Below are 16858 nucleotides of genomic sequence, written 5' to 3'. Positions count from 1 at the left end.
CTCTCCGAGAGCATGGGTGTCTCCTTCTCCTGCATGCTTCAGAAGCTGACCCCCGCGGCCACCTTGAAGGTCCGGCCCCGCTCGGGGATGCTGGACAGGTGGCGGCGGTAGGCCTTGTCGAAGATGTTGTCGATGCCGAGGTCCAGCCGTAGCGCCTCCCGCGGCTGCCAGACGACGAACAGGTCGTGGATCACATAACCGGCCGTGGGCTCGGCCGACGCCACCCGGTCCTGCTCGTCGGCCAGAGTCGTGCGCCAGCCTGCGCTCAGGTCGTACTCCGGCAGGGTGCGCCCGGCGGTCAGCACCAGCCGGTCGGCCGGGATGGAGTCCAGCGACAGGCCGGTGTCGTCGTCCTCGCCGCGCAGCAGAGAGCCCGACACGCTGCCGAACCAGGTCGGGCTGTCGTAGGTCAGTTCGACCTCCATGCCCTTGATGATGGCGTCCTGCACGTTGCGGCGGGTGGTCTGGCCCTGGGAGATCAGGACCGCCTGCTCGATGAAGTCGTCCACGTCGTTGCGGAACAGGGCGGCCTTCAAGAGCAGCCGGTCGCGCGCCAGGAAGACATCGTCGAAATCCAGATTGCCGCCGATCTCGACGGTGGCCCCGCTCTCCGGCTCCAGATCGGGGTTCGGGACGAAGAAGTTGTTGGGGATGATGCAGGGGCGGCCCGGAATCGGGCAGACGCCGGGGAAGTGCAGGCCGCTGTTGTACAGCTCGGTCAGCGAGGGCGACCGGAAGGCCGTGGCGTAGCTGGCGTACAGGGTCATCCAGGGCGTCGCGTCGAACGCCGCCCGGAGGCTGGGCGAGACCTCGGAATCGGTGCGCCCCTCCTGCCCGTCCGCCGACTGGTCGAAGCGGTCGTAGCGGATGGCCGGGGTCAGGGTGAAGCGCTCGGCGAACACCGTTTCGGCCTGGGCGAACAGGCCCAGCACCTCGCTGTCGGCATCGGGGAACTGCGGCCGCGGCCCGCCGTCGCGGGTGCCGCGCTGCTCGTCCCGGTAGGCCTCGATGCCGTAGGTCAGGGCCACGGCGGCGGGACCGGCCGTGAAGCGGCTGGTGTTGGCGAGATCGACGCCGATCGTCTCCAGCTCCGTATCGTCCGCCCGGGGCTGGCCGATCCTGTCCTCGTCCAGCTTCGTGCGCGTCCAGTAGACGGTGCCGCGCATGTCGAACCAGGGGCCGGACTGCCCCTCATAGGCGAGCGTCGCCGTGTCCTGGCGGGTGATCCGGTCCACCAGGATGCTGAGGTCGTCGGTGTCCGGGGCCGACGGCAGGTCCTGGTCGTTGCGGTAGCCCTGCCAGGACAGCCGCAGCCGGTGGTCCGGCTGCACCGCCCAGTCCATCTTGACAAGGCCGCTGACCAGATCGTCGCCGGTGTAGGGGATGCTCAGGTCGGAGCCGGAATCCACATCGCCGCTGTTGCGGTAGGTGGCGCTGGCCAGAAGGCCGACCGTGTCGCTGGGCGCGCCGTAGCCGGTCAGGCTGGCGACGAATTCGTCGCCGTTGTCCTGCCAGGACAGCCGCGCCCGTCCGCCCGCCTTGTCGCCGTCCTTCAGCAGGTCGGCGGGATCCTTGGTGGTGAGGGCGATGACACCGCCCAGCGCCCCGCTGCCGTACAGCGCCGACGCCGGTCCGCGGAGCACGTCCACCTGCTTCAGCAGCGAGGGATCGAGGAAGGTCCGCCCCTTGTGCCCGGCCTGGAAGTTCTGCCGGGCGCCGTCCAGGCGGATCAGAATGCGTTCATCGCCCAGCCCGCGGATGCTGGGCTGTTCCGCCGTCGTGCGCGGACCGCCGGCCATCTCCAGGCCGGGAACGTCGCGCAGCAGATCGTCCAGGCTCTGGGCCTGACGGCGCAGGATCTCCTCCTCGTCGATTACGGTGATGGCGGCCGGCACCTCGATCGCCGGACGCGGCGTGCGGGTGGCGGTGACGGTGATCCGCTTCAGACGGATGACCGGCTCGTCCTCGGCCGGGGGAGACGCGGCAGGATCGGCCGGCGCCGTGCCGCCGGACTGGGCAGCAGCGGCCGCCGGGACGAGGGCACCCGGCACGAAGGCGATGGCGAGCGTGAGCAGGGGAGCAAGGGCCGTGGACCGGCGAAGGCGTCGAACCGACATGCGAGACTCCAAACGGGCTGCCCGACCGGATCGAAGGCGGGTCGGCAGGGTTCGGCGTTCTGGCTGGCGTCCGACGGGGACCATGGGGCCGGGCCGTCTCGGCTGGCTTGAACCAGGATCAGACCGTAGTAATGCGAGTTGTTCGCATTATCAAGTATCATGTTTCCCGACTGTCCGCCAACGGAACACGCCAGCGACGGACGGGCTACCCGATCCGGGGGATACGCGGGTGAAGGGATTGGGGCAGGTGCAGGCCGCACGGCCGCGCCCGCCGGACGGCGGGGGGAGCCGGTGCGGGAGCGGCGTGCAGGGGCAGACGGTATGGAGAGCAGGGGCAGGCGGCCGGCGGGAAGGCAGTTCCCTCCCCGCCGGCCGGCGATCAGGTGCGCGCGGCGAAGCTGGCGTGGCGCTCCGTGAGGTCGGCCACCGCCGCGTCGATCAGGGCGGTGCCATGGGCGGGATCGGACAGGGCGGGGTTGGAGCCGATGCGGCCGTCCGGGAAATGGCGGCGGAAGTCGGCCGCGTCGGTCCAGGGCCGCGCCGCCGGGGCGGGACCGAACTCGGCACGGCGGACCTGGTCGGGATGCACCGCCCAGGTGACGGAGATCTCGCTCGCCGTGCCGTGGCTGCCGTCCTGATCGCCATAGAGCGAGCGGGCCAGATCCTTCACCCGGTTGCCGTCCCACCAGTTCACGATGCTGCACACGGGCGGCACCGAGCCGCCGCCGAAGGAGCTGGCGGCCGCGATCTCCTGGAACGCCATGTTCACCGTGGCGACATTGCCGCCATGGCCGTTGACGAACAGCATGTGGGTGAAACCGTGGCGGTGCAGGCTCGCTACCACGTCGGCCACCACGGCGGCCAGGGTGGAGGGGCGGAGCGACACCGTGCCGGCGAAGGCCAGATGGTGGTGCGCCATGCCGACCCCCAGCGTCGGGCCGACGCAGGCGCCGACCGCCTCGCCCAGCTTCCAGGCGATCGCCTCGGCCGTGATGGCGTCGGTGCCCAGCAGGCCGGTGGGGCCGTGCTGTTCGGTGGAACCGATGGGAATGATGATGTCCGTCCGGCGCTGGAGGTAGGTCTCGACCTCGGGCCAGGACATGAGTTGAAGACGCATGATTCTGCTTTCCGGTCTCAGGGGAGCCGTTCGGGGTTCGATCGGGCGATTTGGCGCCGCCCGGCCACGCTGCGCAAGCGGCGACCGTCACACCCCTGCCCGTCGCCCCGGTGGCGGCCGCCGCCTCTTCCCTGTCCCGCCGGTTCTCCTGCGTCAATTCCGCGCCTGTCTTGCGAAACCGCAAAACGGACCGCGACGGACCCTGCCAGGATCGGCCAGTCGCTGACAAAGCCCACACGCCTCTGGCCCAGACGCCCCCGGCGTGCCCCCTTTGCCCGCCCCCTCCTGTCCCGCGAGCGGCCCATGACCGTCCTTCCCGCCCCCCACGCGCCGGCCTCCTGGGTCGCCCATGTGCCCCTGCCCCTGTTCGCCACGGTGATGGGCGTCGGCGGGCTGGGGCTCGCCTGGCGCAAGGCGCACACCGTCCTGGGCCTGCCCGCCGTTGTCGGCGAGGGTCTGCTGGCCCTGGCCGCGGTCCTCTTCGTCGCGGTCGGCGCGCTCTACCTGCTGAAGGTGGTCCGCCATCCGGAGGAAGCCGCGGCGGAGTCCCGCCATCCGGTGCGGGTGAACTTCTACCCGGCCGCGACCATCGGGCTGATGATCCTGGCCGGCGGTCTGCTGCCCTACCGCCCCGCTGTGGCCGAGGGGCTGTGGCTGGCCGGAGCGGTCGGGCAGATCGCCCTGGCCGGCCTGATCATCGGGCGCTGGATCACGCGGGAACAGCAGATCGCCACGGCCGGGCCGGCCTGGTTCATCCCCGTGGTCGGCAACATCCTGGCCCCCGTCGTCGGGGTCCCGCTCGGCCATACGGAGCTGTCCTGGTTCCTGTTCAGCGTCGGGCTGCTGTTCTGGCTGGTGCTGTTCCCGGTGGTGCTGAACCGCATCCTGTTCCACGGGATGATGCCGGCGCGACTGCTGCCGACGCTGGCGATCCTGGTGGCGCCGCCGTCGGTGGGGTTCCTGTCCTGGCTGGCGCTGAACGGCGGCGTGCTGGACGCCGCAGCCCGCATCCTGCTGGGGCCGGCGGTCTTCCTGGCGGCGATCCTGCTGTCGCGGGCGCGGTCCTTCCGGAACCTGCCCTTCGCCGTGTCCTGGTGGGCCTTCACCTTCCCCTCGGCGGCGCTGGCGCTCGCCTGCCTGCGCCTCGCCGAACTGACCGGAGCGGTTCAGGACGGGGGGCTTCAGGGACCGGCCTGGGCCACGGGGCTGGCCGCGGCCGCCCTGCTGCTGGCGACGGTCATCGTGGCCACGGTGGCGGCCCGCACGCTGATGGCGCTCCTGGGTGGCACGCTGTTCGCCCCGGAGTGATGGCCCCCGCCGGCACCACGGGGGAGCAGGCGGGCCGGTCCGCGGGGACCGGCCCGGCCGGTTCAGGCGGCCACGCCGACCGAGGGCTCCAGATGGATTTCCGCGGTCAGCGAGTTGGTGATGAGGCAGGTGCGCTCCGCCTTTTCCAGCAGAGTCGTCGCGCGCTCCGCGTCGGCCGCGGCCTTCACCAGCAGGCGGGGCTTCACGGTGAAGCGGGTGAAGCGGTTGACGCCTTCGACCCGGTCGAGCACGCCTTCGACATCGACCTCCAGGCTCTCCCACTCCAGCTTGGAGGCGCGGGCGATGGCCCGGAAGGTCAGGATGTAGCAGTCGGCGACGGCGCCGACGAACAGGGTCTCCGGCGACCAGAAACCGTTCGGCCCGCCGAACTGCGGCGGGGCGGCGGTGTCCAGCGCCGGCACGTCGGCCTCGGCCTCCAGGCGGACATTGCCCTGGGCGGTGCCGGTGGCCTTGGTCAGATAGATATGGGGGAGGGCTTGCATCCCTGGAACCTCGTCAGATCCGGTGGGGCGGGATTGGATGGATGGGCCATGATCGCACCGCGGCGGGGCGGCCGGATTGAGAATCCGCAAGGCCGGCGGCCCCGCCGGGCGGCGTCAGGCCTTGGCCGCTTCCGGCTTCCAGACCGGGCCGCCGGTGGCGAGGTCGGTGGCGATGTAGGGCAGCCCGGCCTGCTTCCAGGCCGCCATGCCGCCGACCATGTGGGCGACCCGGGTGAAGCCCGAATCGATGCAGCGCTGCGCCACGATGCGCGAGCGCATGCCCGAGCCGCAGTGGAACACGATCGGCCGGGCCCCCTCGGCGACCGGCAGGTAGCGGGGCTCCAGGAACGGCATCGGCGACAGCAGGGCGCCCTGGATGTGCTCCAGCGCGTATTCGTGCGGCGTGCGGACGTCGATCAGGGTGATCTGGCCGGCCTCCAGGGCGGCGCGGACCTCCTCCGGGGTGTAGTTGGCCAGTTCGGCCATGCCGAAGGATTCGATCTGGGGCATCTTTCTCTCCCTTGTCGTGACGGCCCGCCTGCCGGCGGGCCCGGTGGCTGTTGCACGGGCGGTCATCCGCCCGTCCCGGTGGGACCGGCCGCGACCACGGCCCGGTCGAGCGACAATGCTGGGCCTTGCCCGATGGCGGGCAGGATGCATAAGTCAGGGATGGATGGCATCGGAGATTCGCGGTGAGGGCTCCACAGATCGAGGCGGCCTGGAAGGGGCTGGCGGCGTGCCAGACATGCGGCATCCGCCATCTGGCCCTGTTCGCCGATCTCCAGGAGTCCGACTTCGCCCACATCCACACGCCGATCGAGGAGCTGCGCTACGAGGCCGGCAGCCAGATCTACGGGGTGGACGACCCGGCGGAAGCCGTCTTCACCGTCCGGCGCGGGCTGGTCAAGCTGGTCCACCTGCAACATGACGGCACCCAGCGCATCGTCCGGCTGATCCGGTCGGGCGGCGTCGCCGGGCTGGAGGCGCTGCTGCGGCCCGGCTACGCCCACAGCGCCGTGGCCCTGCAACCCGTAGAGGTCTGCCGCATCCCCGTCACCGTCGTGCAGCGCCTGCAGGCGGAGACGCCACGCCTGCATTTCCGGCTGATGGAGAAGTGGCACGAGGCCCTGAGCATCGCCGACGACTTCCTGACCGACCTGTCGGTGGGCAGCGTGCGCCAGCGGCTGGCCCGCCTGCTGCTGCTGCTGTCGGAAGAGGCGCCGCAGGCGCCGGTGCGGCTGTTCTCGCGGGAGGATCTGGGGGCGATCCTGGCGGTGACGCTGGAGACGACGAGCCGGACCATCGCCGAGTTCAAGCGGACGGGCGCCATCCGGGAGGTAGGCTACAACCTGGTCCTGTGCGACCGCCCGGCCCTGTCGGCCATCGCCGAACAGGCCTGACGGACGCTGGCCTGGACCGGAGAGGATGGACCGGGGGCGGTGGATCAACCGCGTCTCCGCGCGTGCAAGTCCTGATGCATCGCATCGCAGGATAGGGAGGCCGGGGCCGCCCTGCCTTGCGGAATGTCAAGGACGGCGGACGCCGGGCAGCCTACCGCTGACCGACCGCAGTTCCACCGATCCAGGACCGCCCCCCATGACCGGCCCGATGAACGCCGCCCCGACCGAGAGATACCCGACCGGCATGATCGTGATCCACTGGGTCATGGCCGCCGCGATGATCGCCGCCTTCGTCCTCGGCAAGGTGATGGAGGACATGCCCGACGGGCCGGAGAAGATCGCCGCGCTGGGCTGGCACGCGCTGGCCGGCCTGCTGGTCCTCGCGCTGGCGATCCCACGGTTCATCAACGTCCTGCGCGGGGCCGCCCCGGCACCCGAGGGGCCGCGGCGCGACGTGATCGTCGCCAAGGCGGTGCAGGGCGTGCTCTACCTGACGATGCTGGCGCTGCCCGTGCTGGGCATGACCGCCGTCCTGACCAGCGGTGCTACGGTCTCCGTCGCCGGGCTGTTCGACCTGCCGGCGGGAGCGCCGTCGGAGTCGCTGCACGCTCTGGCCGGCGGTGTCCACGGCGCGGTCGCCATGCTGTTCCTGCTGGCGCTGGTGCTGCATGTCGCCGGGGCGATGAAGCACGCGCTGATCCTGCGCGACGGCACGCTGGCGCGGATGATCCCGTTCCTGCGGCGCTGAGCCCTGGAGACGGCGCCGGCAGGCGGAAGGCGTGACCTTTCAGGGACGCCCCGCCGGGCGCCTGTCCCCGCTTTGCCCCCGCTTCGACCTGGATCCCTCCGGTTCCGGTGAAGGCCCGTTAACCGATGGCATGGCAAGGTGAGGTTCTCACGCCTCCCCCGAGCCCATCCCATGCAGGACCTTCTCACGCTGACCTATGCCGTCGGCGGCATCGCCGCGGCTTTCTTCCATGTGCCGCAATGGCTGCGGCTCTGGCGGACGCCCGCGCTGGTGGCGGGCATCTCCCCCTGGTCGTGGCTCGGCTGGTTCGGGATCAGCCTGAACAGTCTGGCCTATGCGTTGGCGGTCAACCATGACCGCGCGCTGATCGCCATGTCCGTTCTGACCATCGTCTGCCAGGCCGTGATGCTGGGCCTGATGGCCCGCGCGCATGCCAAGCTGCGGACAGCACAGCGCGCCGCGACGGACAGCCCCGCCGCACCGCTCGGCGCGGCCATGCCCTGACCGCGGCCACCCCTGCGGGGGAAGGCCCGTTCTGGCAGACGGGTCGGTGCCGCCCGGAAAGCGGGCGCCCCGTCACTCCTCCGCGGCGAGCGACAGGCGCGTGCCCTGACGGACCAGCTTGAGCTTCTTCGGCGGTTCGGCGGGCCGCGCCGGCGCCGGGGCGACCGGAGCCGCCGCTGCAGGCCTGTCAGCCGAAGAGGAGGGATCGTACAGGCTGAGCGGCGACGACGGAACCAGAGTCGTCACGGCATGCTTGTAGATGAGTTGCAGACCACCGCCATGCCCGGTCAGGGCAAGGCTGTAGGCGTCGTGCGCAACGATACGCCCGACCAGTCTGACCCCCGTGACCAGGAACACGGTGACCTCTGTTCCTCCGGTCCGCAGTACATCAAGAACTTTGGACTGAAGGGCTTCCGAAAACGCCATAGACCTGATGACTCCTTGTCTTCCGGGCACCCTAGGGCGATCGGACTATCGGGGCAATGCGTCACCTTTGCAACGGGTTCGCACGCGGACCGGGGCCGCGCATACAGCGTGGACAACCGCCCGCCCCGGCCGGTCCCTCCGTCATGCTCCGTCGGCGGGGGCCGCCTCGAAGGCCAGGGTGACGCAGGAACCCTCTCCCGACACCGCTCCGTGCCAGAGGAAGGACGGGAACAGGACCAGCCGGCCGGGACGCGGCGGGACCAGAAAGGGGAGGTCCGGCCCGGGTCCGGTCCCGAAGGGAGGGCGGCCGAAGCTGAGGCTGCCGGCATCGGCCGGCGCATCGACGTGGTAGATGCCGTACAGCCATCCCTGTCCCTGGTCGGGGTCGGCGGCACAGCCGCGGCGACGGCCACGCACCGACCAGGAGTCCACGATGCGCAGGTGCGCCGGCCGACGGCACAGCACCGGATGCTCCGGATCGACCGGAAGGACGGCGAGATGACGGTCCAGTGCCGCCATGATCTGCCGGCGCAGCGCCTCCAGCGGGGCGGACAGCGCCGGCCGGGCGAACAGGTTGCCCACCGTCCGCGATTCCAGCAGCGGCGACGGACCCGTCGAGGCCTCCGGCACGGCATGCAGCGGCAGAAGCGTCTCCAGCAGCGCTCGCCGGAAGCCGTCGGGTCCCCCCATGTCCGGCGGGGGAGGCAGATCCTCCACCCGGACCAGCGCCGCAGGGTCGGCGAGGCGTCGCCCGAGCGGATCACCCAGGCACTGCAAGGCCGTTGCCATCAGGGCCACGGCCCGTGGCCTGCCGCTTTCCGTTGCCCGCCGCGCCAGTTCCAGGGCCGCGTGCGGACGGTCGTCGCGCAGCGCGGCCTCCGCACCGGCAAGGAGTGCGCCGGAACAGACGGGATCAAGCGCCAGCGCCGCTTCCGCCTGCGCCCACGCTGCGCGCGGCCGCCCGAGACGGAGATGGAGCGCCGCAGTCCGGCCCAGGAGGGCGGCGCGGGCTGCGGGGCTGTCACCGCCCTCCGCCAGCAGCGAATCGAAAAGGCCGAGGGCGCGCTCGGGATCGCCGAACGCAGCCTCCCCGTCCGCGATCAGGCGGCTGCGGGCCGCAGAAGGCGGCAGGGACCGCTCCAGCTCCCGGTAGCCGTGGATCGCCTCCCCCTGCCGACCGAGACGGCAGAGAAAGCGACCGAGCCGGGCGTGCGCCTCGGCATCCAGCGGAGCCAGCGCGGTGGCCCGACGGAAGGCACGCAGCGCGTCCGCGGCGGCCCCCGCCTCGGCACTGGCCCGCCCGAGCCCGGTCCAGAGATCGGCCCGGTCAGGCTCCAGCGCCACGGCCCGGCGCAGCCAGACGATGGCCTCTTCCGTCCGGCCCAGGGCGAGCAGGACAAGCCCCTGCGCCTGGGCGAGTGCCACGGAGGCGCCACAGCGCACCGATGCCCGGCGCAGCAGGTCGAGCGCCTCCGTCTGCCGGCCGGAGCGGAGCAGCAGCAGCCCGAGATCCGCCGCCACCCCCGGATCGACCGGCGAAAGGCGCTGTGCCGTGCGCAGGGCGGCTTCAGCCTCCTCCGTCCGGCCCAGCGCCTCCAGGACCCCTGCCATGGCATGGAACGGGGCAGCCCTGTCCGGGGCCAGCATGGCGGCCCGGGAGAACAGACCGAGCGCTTCGGAGGCAGCGCCCTGCTTGAACGTCAGGGCACCGAGATCGCAGAGCAGGTCCGGATCACCGGGCGCTGCCGCAACCGCGGCACGCAGCAGCCGCACGGCTTCGTCCCCGTCGCCGCCGTCGCGCGCCACGAGACCGAGCAGATGCAGGGCGCTGACCTGCCCGGGCGCCAGATCGAGTACCTGCCGCGCCAGACGTCCGGCCAGGATCAGGTCGCCCTCCCGCCACGCCCGGAGTCCCAGGCGCAGCAGTTCCGGGAGGGGGCCGGCAGCAGTCCGGTCCGGTCGCCTCATGGCCTCACCGCGCCGAGGGGCCGCCGCACGGCCCGCCGCGGCCGGTCCGTCGGACCGGGCAGCGTGTGCGCCGCAGGAGGAAAGAAATGCATGGCAGAGACATGTCCGAATTTTAACAATGGCCCGCCAGAACTTCAATATTTCCGGAAACCATAAGGAGTTGTTTACTGCAGAGGGGCATTAACCATTAATTCTCGTGCCAGGATTCCGAGCCGCGACTTCCACCGGACGGAACAGGTTCAGTGGTGTCACCGCGGCGTGGAACGCGAGGATCGCCCGGGACCTTCCGATATCCGGTAGCGACCCGGCCGATATCACGTCAGGTTCCGCCGGTGCCGGCAAACCCCGGGGCACCGGCGCTCTGCCTGTGACTTTGCCACAGCCCTGCCCTGCAGCGGCGTGCTTGCCGGACGCGCGATCAAGTCATAATCATTCGCAAATCAACACACCGCCGTCCCCGGCGGTCCGGTTCCCGCCACCCCGCCGCGATGACCCAGCCCCCCGCCCCGATCGACGCCCTGTTCCAGACCCGACGGCGCGCGCTCTACGCCCTGGCCTTCCAGCGCCTGGGCTCGGCCGCGGATGCGGAGGATGCCGTCCAGGACACCTATCTGAAGTGCCGCGACGTGGCCTGGGGCTCGGTCCAGAGTCCCGAGGCGATGCTGACCCGCATCCATCTGAACGTGATCCACGACATCCGCAGGCGGCGCCGGCGGTCGGTCGAACTGGCGGACGCCGACGGATCGGAGGCCGTCTGCATCCCGGCCGCGGCGCCAGACCCGGAAGAGACGCTGCTGGCCCGGCGGCGGCTGCGCGCGGCCCAGGCGGGGATCGACGCCCTGCCGCCGGTCTGCCGCCGGGTCTTCACCCTGTGCCGCATCGACGGCCTGTCGCACGCGGACATCAGCGCCGTGACCGGCCTGAGCCGGCCGGCGGTGGAAAAGCACATCGTCCGGGCCATGCAGCGCCTCCGCCGCAGCGTCCGGGACTGACCGTTCCGGGAAAGCACACCCGCCTCCCGCCCATGGCCCTCCCCGCGAGCGCCCGGCTGCGCTATATCCGGCCCCTCTCGCAACGAAGGACACGGGATGAAGGTCGGCATCGACATGGGCACGGCCGCCGGCGACGGCAGGCCGGTGGAGATGGACCTGGAGGAGCTGCTGGCGACCCGGCTGCTGGTGCAGGGCAATTCCGGCTCCGGCAAGTCGCACCTGCTGCGGCGCCTGCTGGAGCAGTCGGCGCCGTGGGTGCAGCAGTGCGTGGTCGATCCCGAGGGTGACTTCGTGACCCTGGCCGACCGCTTCGGCCATGTCGTGGTGGACGCCGCGGCCCACTCCGAGGGCGCCCTGCAACGGGTGGCCGCGCGGGTCCGCCAGCACCGCGTCTCCGTCGTGCTGAACCTGGAAGGGGCGGAGGTGGAGATGCAGATGCGTCTGGCCGCCGCCTTCCTGGGCGGCCTGTTCGACGCCGACCGTGACCACTGGTATCCGATGCTGGTGGTGGTGGACGAGGCGCAGCTCTTCGCCCCGGCCGCCGCCGGCGAGGTGTCGGACGAGGCGCGCAAGGCCAGCCTGGGCGCCATGACCAACCTGATGTGCCGCGGCCGCAAACGCGGCCTGGCCGGCGTCATCGCCACCCAGCGTCTGGCGAAGCTGGCGAAGAACGTGGCTGCCGAGGCCAGCAACTTCCTCATGGGCCGCACCTTCCTGGACATCGACATGGCCCGCGCCGCCGACCTGCTGGGCATGGAGCGGCGCCAGGCGGAGATGTTCCGCGATCTGGCACGGGGGCATTTCGTGGCGCTGGGTCCCGCCGTCAGCCGCCGGCCCCTGCCGGTCCGGATCGGCGGGGTGGAGACCTCCGGGCGCGGCGGCACGCCGAAGCTGATGCCGCTGCCGGAGACGCCGCAGGCCGACGCCCGCGACCTGATCCTGACCCCGGACGCGGAGGAACTGGCCTCCCCCGTGCCGCTGCCGCCCCGGCGGCCGCCGCCCCCGCCGCCCCAGGACATCAACGCGCTGCTGCGCATGGCCCGTCCCCGCCCCGCGGCGGAGAGCGCGGAGACCCAGGCCGAGGCGGACCCCGCACAGCTCGACGCCGTGCTGCGCGAGGTGCTGGCCGATCCGGACAGCGCCTTCCGCAGCGATGCGGTGCTGTACCAGGATTTCCTGGTCCGCTGCCGGATGAACCGGGTGCGGGGGGAGAGCCTGGACCTGCCCGGGTTCCGCCGCCGGGTCAGCGTGATCCGGGCCGGCGTGGATCTGGAGTCGGCGGAGAGTCCCGACTGGGAACGGGCGGTGGCCGCCGCGGCCACGCTGCCGGAGGAGATGCAGGGCGTCTTCCTGCTGCTGGCCCGGGCGGCGATGGAACGCGCCCCCTGCCCCTCCGACGCCCAGGTCGCGCGCGCCTGCGGCAGCCGGTCCCCGGGCCGGGCGCGGCGGCTTCTCTCCTACATGGAGCAGCGCGGCGTGATCGTCCTGCGCACGGCCCTGGCAGGGGAGCGCATCGTCGCCCTGCCCGGCCTGGGCTGGCAGACCCGGCCCGGCGATCCGGCGGCACCCGATCCGGCCGGCGATCCCGGCCCGGTCTGACCGGCGACGGAAATCGCGTTCCGCAGTATCCGGATTCCGCCGGCTGCCGCGTCTTAGGTGTTGAAGCAAGCCCGACGGCCACGACACCCATGCTGACCCGACTCTTCCCCTTCCTGGACCGACGCCGTGCCACGGCCCGCGCCGAGGCCGGCCGCTGGTGGCTGCTGATGCGCGACGACGCGGCGGCGCCCCAGCTTCTGGCCGCGTTCAGCGACTGGCTGGAGGCCGACCCGGCCCATCCCGCCGCCTTCGAGGAAGCCTGCCGCCGTCTGGGCCCGTCCGGACCGGCACGCTCACCCCGGCCGGCGCCGCGGCGCTCGTGGCGCCCGGCCCTGGCGCTGGCGGCCGTGCTGGCCGCCGCCGTCATCGGCGCCCATGGCCTGGAACCGCGGCCGGACATCGCCGTGCCGCCCGGGCAGTGGCAGGAGGACCGGCTGGCCGACGGCAGCGGGGTCGCGTTCGGCCCCGGTTCCCGCGGCTGGCTGCGGTTCGACGAACGGCTGCGGGAAATCCGGCTGGACACCGGCAGCGTCATCGTCGAGGCCGCCCCGGACCCGCAGCGGCCCCTGGTGGTGGAGACGCCGCACGGCAGCGTCCGCGTCGTCGGCACCCGCTTCCTGGTGGTCGCCGACGGCTCCCGCACCGGGGTCACGGTCAGCCACGGGGTGGTGGAGACGGTGGCCGCCGCCCAACCGGAGGAGCGGCGCACCCTGCGCCCGCCCGACCATGTGCAGATCACCCCGGCGGGGATCGTTGAACCGGCGCCGGGCACGGTGGCGGACACCCCGGACGAGGTGCGCCAGGGCTGGCGCAGCTTCGCCGCGGCACCGCTGGCGGACGTGACCGGGGCCCTCGCGGCGGCCAGTGGGGAGCGCATCCTGGTCCTGCCGACCGCCCCGGCGGCCGCGGTCACCGGGCGCTTCCGGATGCGGGACGCCGGCGCAACCCTGGCGCTGCTGGCCGACGCCTACGGCCTGCGCCGGCTGCAGCCCTGGCCGGGCACGACGGTGATCTACTGACCAGCCACCCCGCCCGCCGGCCCGTCACGCCGCCACGCTCAGCAGACGGGCCTCCAGCGCGTCGAACGCGGCGATCTGTTCGGGAAGAAGCTGCCGCCTGGCATCGCGGCCGAGATAGACCTTGAACATGCAGGCCCCGTCGGCATCGTAGAACTGGACCGAGCGGGTCTCCGTCGAGAAGAGCCGGCGGCGCACGAAGGCGACGCGGATGCAGGCATCGACCTTGAGGTGCCCGCCGATCGGCTTGCCCTTGAAGTTGTACATGCCGTGCGCCACCGTGCCGCCCTTCAGCGGGGCCTTCACCTCCAGGATCACGGGGCCGGTATTGACGATCAGGGTGATCTCGCCCCAGCCCGCCATGTCGTCCAGCACCTCCACCATGAGGTGGCCGGGCAGGGACGTGACCTCGCCCGCGGGCAGGGCGTCGAGGACGGCGAGCGGCGTCGTGCCCGCGGCGCGGGCGATGTCTTCGAGGGCGGCGGTCGGGTTCGCGGCGAGCGCCTCGGCCAGGGTGGCGGTCATCGGAGTTCCTTCATGTCGGGGTGCCGGGCAAGCCAGCCCAGAAGCCGCCCGGTCATCGCCACCTGCCAGAAGCGGCCGGGCCGGGTGAGGCGGTGGAAACGGTGCTGCGGCGCCAGCAGACCGGCCTCCTGCCACTGTGCCAGCAGCGGTGCGACGTGTGCCGCCAGCGTTGTGCGCGGGGCGGGGCAGAGCGCGGTGAGGGCGGCCTCGGCGCGGGACAGGTCCAGCAGCCCGCGTTCCATGCCGTAGCGGATCGCATGGCCGACGGCCGACCCCGCCCCCTGCCGCATCATGCCCCGGGTGAGGCAGTCGCCCGATCCCGAGCGGGCGGCGTAATCGTCGAGATCGGTGGTGATGCGGTAACTGCAGCCGCCCAGGAACCCGCCGGCCCCGGCACCGAAGGCCAGGCAGTCGGCGCCGGTCTTGACGGCCAGATTGTAGACGTTGCGCTCGCGCAGGCTGCCCTGCCAGTGCGTGGTCGAGATCGACACCATGCCTTCGGCCTCGGCCGCCTCCTCGCCCGCGGCGAAGTAGCGCCCCAGCTCCTCCGGCGCGGCGACGCGCTTCTTGCCCTTCTCGATGGCGCTCAGCAGCGGCGTGCCGGGGATCACGTTCAGCGAATAGAGGTCGAAGCCGTCCAGCCCCAGCGCCGCGCAGAGCCGCACGTCGGCCGCCACGTCCTCGGGCGTCTGGTCCGGCAGGCCGTAGATCAGGTCGGCGACGATGGCGCCGCGGTCCAGCGCCACGAGCCCTTCCAGTTCGGCGATGAGCTGCCGGCGCGGAGCCTTGCGGCCGAGCGGGCGGCGGATGGTGTCGGAGAAGCTCTGCACACCGAAGGACATGCGGGTGACCCCGGCGTCGAAGGCGGCGCGGGCCTTCTCCAGGCCGAAGGAATGGATGCGCCCCTCCAGCGTGATCTCGCAGTCCGGGGCGAGCGGCAGGTGGGTGCGGATGGCGCGCACCAGCCGGGCGATGTCGGGGCCGGACAGCGCCGTGGGGGTGCCGCCCCCCAGATAGACCGCCTGGAGCGGTGGGCCGGCATGGGCCGGGGTGCGGGCGAAGGCGGCCATCTGGGCGATGACCGCATCGACATAGGGCGCCCCCGCTTCGGCCCGCCAGGGGTTCTGGTAGAAACCGCAGAACAGGCAGTGGTTTTCGCAGAAGGGCACATGCACATAGGCCACGGCGCGGCGCGTCCGCCCGGTGGCGTGCAGGCGCTGCCAGAGCGGGACGATCTCGTCCTCGGGCACCGTGTCCATGGCGCTGGCCGGATGCACCGGGCGCCGGCCGGGAAACGCGGTGGCCAGCGGGTCGCCCCCGGTCCGGGCGAAGAAGGACTCCAGCGGTGGCGGCTCCGCAGCGCCGGGCGGGCCCCCGGGATGTCCTCCGGGATGCCCCCCGGAATGCCCGGCAGGCGGCCCGGCGGGCCGGTGGGGACGCTCCGGGGCTGCGGGCGCGTGCGACGCCCGCGGCTGCACTCCGACCTGGGTCATGGTTCACCTCCTCCCGGGACGGGCGGACCGCAGGGCCTCAGCCGCAGCGGTTCACCTCGATGCTCGCGTGCCGGATGCCCAGTTCGGCGGGGATGCGCGCCCGGTAGTGCTCGGGCGACTGCGGCGCGTGGGTGACGATGCTGAGAATGGCCGCGCTCACGCCCGGCCCCACGGACCAGACATGCAGATCGGCCAGCCTGTCGCCGTCGTGCTCGAACTCGGCGCGCAGACGCGCCCGGACGGCGTCCGGCGCCTGATGGTCGAGCAGGACCCGGCTGGTGCTCGCCATCAGGCCCCGCGACCAGTTGGCGACCAGCAGCGCCCCCACGATTCCCATGGCCGGGTCGAGCCAGCCGGCGCCGAGATACTTCGCCCCCAGCAACGCCACGATCGCCAGGACGGAGGTCAGGGCGTCGGCAAGGACGTGCAGATAGGCGGAACGGAGATTGTGATCCTCGTGCCCGGCCGCATGCCCTTCGTGGCGATGAAGGTGGTCATGGTCATGATCGTGGTCGTGAGCATGATCGTGGCCATGGTGATCGTGGTCATGATGATCGTGCCCATGCCCGCCGAGGATCAGGACACTGGCGGCATTGACCACGAGCCCCAGCACCGCCACCACGATCGCCTCCTCGAAGGCGATCGCGCCCGGGGAGAACAGCCGCGACACGCTCTCCCAGCCCATGCCGAGCGCCACCACCGCCAGCAGCAGCGCCCCGGTGAAGCCCCCCAGGGCATTGACCTTGCCGGTGCCGAAGCTGAAGCGGTCGTCATGGGCATGGCGCCGCGCATAGACATAGGCGAAGGCGGCGATGCCCAGCGCCAGGGTGTGCGATGCCATGTGGACGCCGTCGGCCAGAAGGGCCATGGAACCGGTCCAGAGTCCGGCCGCGACCTCCACCACCATGGTGATGGCGGTCAGGGCGACGACCAGCAGGGTCCGGCGCTCCCCGGAGGCGGGACGGTCCTGGCCGAAACTGTGGCTGTGGGTCCAGCGGTCCATCGAATGGCTGTGCATGGGAACGCTCCCGGCGGTCAGTGACGGCGGCGGTCCGGCACCCCGGCCCGCTCCGGCCGCCGATCACGGACGGGAGGCTAAGGTCCGCAGTCGGGGCGCGTCAACTGCTTATGCGACGCATTCG

Annotated in this window: 16 protein-coding genes; 7 read left to right on the top strand and 9 right to left on the bottom strand. The window is 72.1% G+C overall.

Going from position 1 to position 16858, the window contains the following annotated elements; translation table 11 throughout:
• Positions 1-38: 38 nt before the first annotated feature.
• Both RC1_RS18450 and RC1_RS18445 read right to left on the bottom strand, forming a co-directional pair.
• Entirely contained in the window at positions 39-2117 is a 2079-nt protein-coding gene (locus RC1_RS18450) for a TonB-dependent hemoglobin/transferrin/lactoferrin family receptor (protein ID WP_012568972.1), read from the bottom strand.
• A gap of 379 nt (positions 2118-2496) precedes the next feature.
• The gene (locus RC1_RS18445) at positions 2497-3234 is read right to left on the bottom strand and encodes a creatininase family protein (protein WP_012568971.1); all 738 of its coding nucleotides are present in this window, start codon (positions 3232-3234) and stop codon (positions 2497-2499) included.
• A gap of 303 nt (positions 3235-3537) precedes the next feature.
• Between RC1_RS18445 and RC1_RS18440 the strand changes: the two genes are divergently transcribed.
• Entirely contained in the window at positions 3538-4542 is a 1005-nt protein-coding gene (locus RC1_RS18440) for an SLAC1 anion channel family protein (RefSeq protein WP_012568970.1), read from the top strand.
• Between the two features lie 62 nt (positions 4543-4604).
• On the opposite strand, the gene RC1_RS18435 is transcribed toward RC1_RS18440, so the two are convergent.
• Both RC1_RS18435 and RC1_RS18430 read right to left on the bottom strand, forming a co-directional pair.
• Entirely contained in the window at positions 4605-5045 is a 441-nt protein-coding gene (locus RC1_RS18435) for an OsmC family protein (protein ID WP_012568969.1), read from the bottom strand.
• A 114-nt stretch (positions 5046-5159) separates the two neighbouring features.
• Positions 5160-5555: a rhodanese-like domain-containing protein gene (locus RC1_RS18430; RefSeq protein ID WP_012568968.1), complete on the bottom strand. Its 396-nt coding sequence runs from the start codon at positions 5553-5555 to the stop codon at positions 5160-5162.
• A gap of 182 nt (positions 5556-5737) precedes the next feature.
• On the opposite strand from RC1_RS18430, the gene RC1_RS18425 reads away from it, so the two are divergent.
• The 3 genes from RC1_RS18425 (at position 5738) to RC1_RS18415 (ending at position 7697) form a co-directional block, all read left to right on the top strand.
• Positions 5738-6445 (top strand): Crp/Fnr family transcriptional regulator, encoded by a 708-nt coding sequence (locus RC1_RS18425; protein WP_012568967.1) that lies wholly within the window; start codon positions 5738-5740, stop codon positions 6443-6445.
• A gap of 196 nt (positions 6446-6641) precedes the next feature.
• Complete coding sequence (locus RC1_RS18420; protein WP_012568966.1) at positions 6642-7193, top strand: cytochrome b; 552 nt, start codon at positions 6642-6644, stop codon at positions 7191-7193.
• Between the two features lie 171 nt (positions 7194-7364).
• Entirely contained in the window at positions 7365-7697 is a 333-nt protein-coding gene (locus tag RC1_RS18415; RefSeq protein WP_012568965.1) for a hypothetical protein, read from the top strand.
• A 72-nt stretch (positions 7698-7769) separates the two neighbouring features.
• Here the strand turns inward: RC1_RS18415 and RC1_RS20490 are convergent, their stop codons facing one another.
• Together RC1_RS20490 and RC1_RS18405 are read right to left on the bottom strand one after the other, a co-directional pair.
• A complete protein-coding gene (locus tag RC1_RS20490; protein ID WP_012568964.1) occupies positions 7770-8123 on the bottom strand; it encodes an RNA chaperone Hfq in 354 nt (117 codons plus the stop codon).
• A gap of 141 nt (positions 8124-8264) precedes the next feature.
• Positions 8265-10091 (bottom strand): tetratricopeptide repeat protein, encoded by a 1827-nt coding sequence (locus tag RC1_RS18405; protein ID WP_012568963.1) that lies wholly within the window; start codon positions 10089-10091, stop codon positions 8265-8267.
• A 488-nt stretch (positions 10092-10579) separates the two neighbouring features.
• On the opposite strand from RC1_RS18405, the gene RC1_RS18400 reads away from it, so the two are divergent.
• From RC1_RS18400 to RC1_RS18390, 3 genes are all read left to right on the top strand, one after another.
• Positions 10580-11083: an RNA polymerase sigma factor gene (locus RC1_RS18400; RefSeq protein WP_012568962.1), complete on the top strand. Its 504-nt coding sequence runs from the start codon at positions 10580-10582 to the stop codon at positions 11081-11083.
• 96 nt (positions 11084-11179) lie between these two features.
• A complete protein-coding gene (locus RC1_RS18395) occupies positions 11180-12682 on the top strand; it encodes a helicase HerA domain-containing protein (protein WP_012568961.1) in 1503 nt (500 codons plus the stop codon).
• A gap of 89 nt (positions 12683-12771) precedes the next feature.
• On the top strand, positions 12772-13701 hold the full coding sequence (locus RC1_RS18390) for a FecR family protein (protein WP_012568960.1): 930 nt from the start codon (positions 12772-12774) through the stop codon (positions 13699-13701).
• Positions 13702-13725: 24 nt separating this feature from the next.
• Here RC1_RS18390 and hutX read toward each other — a convergent pair whose 3' ends face one another.
• The 3 genes from hutX to dmeF are packed head-to-tail and all read right to left on the bottom strand — an operon-like array spanning position 13726 to position 16734.
• Positions 13726-14223: a heme utilization cystosolic carrier protein HutX gene (hutX, locus tag RC1_RS18385; protein ID WP_012568959.1), complete on the bottom strand. Its 498-nt coding sequence runs from the start codon at positions 14221-14223 to the stop codon at positions 13726-13728.
• Positions 14220-15716, bottom strand: coding sequence for a heme anaerobic degradation radical SAM methyltransferase ChuW/HutW (hutW, locus tag RC1_RS18380; protein WP_012568958.1), 1497 nt, complete (start codon positions 15714-15716; stop codon positions 14220-14222). Before hutW ends, hutX begins: the two co-directional genes overlap by 4 nt.
• A 37-nt stretch (positions 15717-15753) precedes the next feature.
• The gene (dmeF, locus tag RC1_RS18375) at positions 15754-16734 is read right to left on the bottom strand and encodes a CDF family Co(II)/Ni(II) efflux transporter DmeF (RefSeq protein WP_012568957.1); all 981 of its coding nucleotides are present in this window, start codon (positions 16732-16734) and stop codon (positions 15754-15756) included.
• Between the last annotated feature and the right edge of the window lie 124 nt (positions 16735-16858).

Source organism: Rhodospirillum centenum SW (assembly GCF_000016185.1).
GTDB classification, from domain to species: domain Bacteria; phylum Pseudomonadota; class Alphaproteobacteria; order Azospirillales; family Azospirillaceae; genus Rhodocista; species Rhodocista centena.
This window is presented reverse-complemented; position numbering and strand designations above follow the sequence as displayed.